Below are 1,335 nucleotides of genomic sequence, written 5' to 3'. Positions count from 1 at the left end.
GACAGCCGTAGGGTGTGTTGGGACGGGCTCGCACTGATTTTCTGCCTCGTAGTGTTGGGATAGCCCTTCCGAAAATTGCCACAGGCTGGAAGCCTGTTCCACAAAGTGTTGGAACGCCCTTCCGAAAATTGCCACAGGCTGGAAGCCTGTTCCACGACTGATGCCCGTTCCACCCAACGGTTCAAACAGCAAAGGTGAGATGCACCCCAATAGGCAATAGGGGCAACAGCTGCATAGTTTTTTAGTAAAATCAAAGAGATGCACCCAATCCGGAAATAGGGAGATAGACGAAATAAAAGCTAATAAAAATACCTTCTTATTGATATGAACGTTTGATATGGTTTTCCCCTTGCCAGATAAATATATTGATCTGCTCACGGATTTCGGTTTTAAGCGCGTCTTTGGTACTGAGCCAAATAAGGCACTGTTGATTGATTTCTTGAATACGCTGTTGCCTCCCCACCATCAGATTCAGGATGTCACCATTAAGAATCCAGAGTTCCTGGGTAACACCTTAGTAGACAGAAGAGCAATTTTTGATATTTATTGCCAGAGCACAAGCGGTGAACGCTTCATTGTGGAAATGCAAAAGGCAAAACAAACGTTTTTCAAAGACCGCAGTGTTTACTATGCCACTTTCCCGATCCAAGAACAGGCGCAACAGGGAAATTGGAATTATAAGCTAACGGCAGTCTACACTGTCGGTATTCTGGATTTTTGTTTTGATGACCATAAGCATGATTCAGAACTGTTGCATGTGGTAGAGCTAAAAAATCAGCGGTGTGAAGTGTTCTACGATAAGTTGAAATTCATTTATGTGGAACTACCAAAATTTACTAAATCTGTTGATCAACTAGAAACCCATTTTGATAAGTGGTTATTTTTATTGAGGCATCTCGCCAGCTGTAATGCTCCCCCTGAACCATTGCAAGGGAATGTGTTTGCCCAGCTATTTGAGGTGGCCGAGATTGCCAATTTCTCCTCTGAGGAGCAAGCCCTGTACCAGGATAGTCTGAAGGTCTACCGGGATATGTACAGTGTTAATCAAACCTTGATTCAGGAAGGTCTTGAACAAGGTAGACAAGAAGGTCTCGAACAAGGTAGACAAGAAGGTCTCGAACAAGGTAGACAAGAAGGTGAACAAGCAGGTATACAAAAGATTGCTAAACAGATGAAGGCAGCAGGGTTACCCCTGAAGGATATTGCTCAATATACTGGGTTGAGTGTGGATGACATTGATCAGTTGTGAACGAACCTATTGCCTATTGCCTCTTGCCTGTTCCCTATTCCCTATTCCCTGTTCCCTTTTCCCTTTGGCATACCCATAACTTCTCT

2 protein-coding genes are annotated in these 1,335 nt (G+C 43.8%); one reads left to right on the top strand and one right to left on the bottom strand.

From position 1 onward, the window contains the following. Positions 1 to 210 (bottom strand): hypothetical protein (locus tag F6K53_RS42890; protein WP_293086716.1); only part of this gene is annotated, 210 nt, incomplete at its 3' end. A gap of 127 nt (positions 211 to 337) precedes the next feature. On the opposite strand from F6K53_RS42890, the gene F6K53_RS42885 reads away from it, so the two are divergent. Beyond that, complete coding sequence (locus F6K53_RS42885) at positions 338 to 1,249, top strand: Rpn family recombination-promoting nuclease/putative transposase (RefSeq protein ID WP_293086713.1); 912 nt, start codon at positions 338 to 340, stop codon at positions 1,247 to 1,249. Positions 1,250 to 1,335: the final 86 nt, after the last annotated feature.

It is taken from the genome of Moorena sp. SIO4A1 (assembly GCF_010672065.1).
In the GTDB taxonomy this organism is placed as follows: domain Bacteria; phylum Cyanobacteriota; class Cyanobacteriia; order Cyanobacteriales; family Coleofasciculaceae; genus Moorena.
This window is presented reverse-complemented; position numbering and strand designations above follow the sequence as displayed.

What these genes read in the sequence shown, in the direction of transcription:
- F6K53_RS42885 (WP_293086713.1), top strand. Translation starts at nt 338, where the DNA reads ATGGTTTTCCCCTTGCCAGATAAATATATTGATCTGCTCACGGATTTC.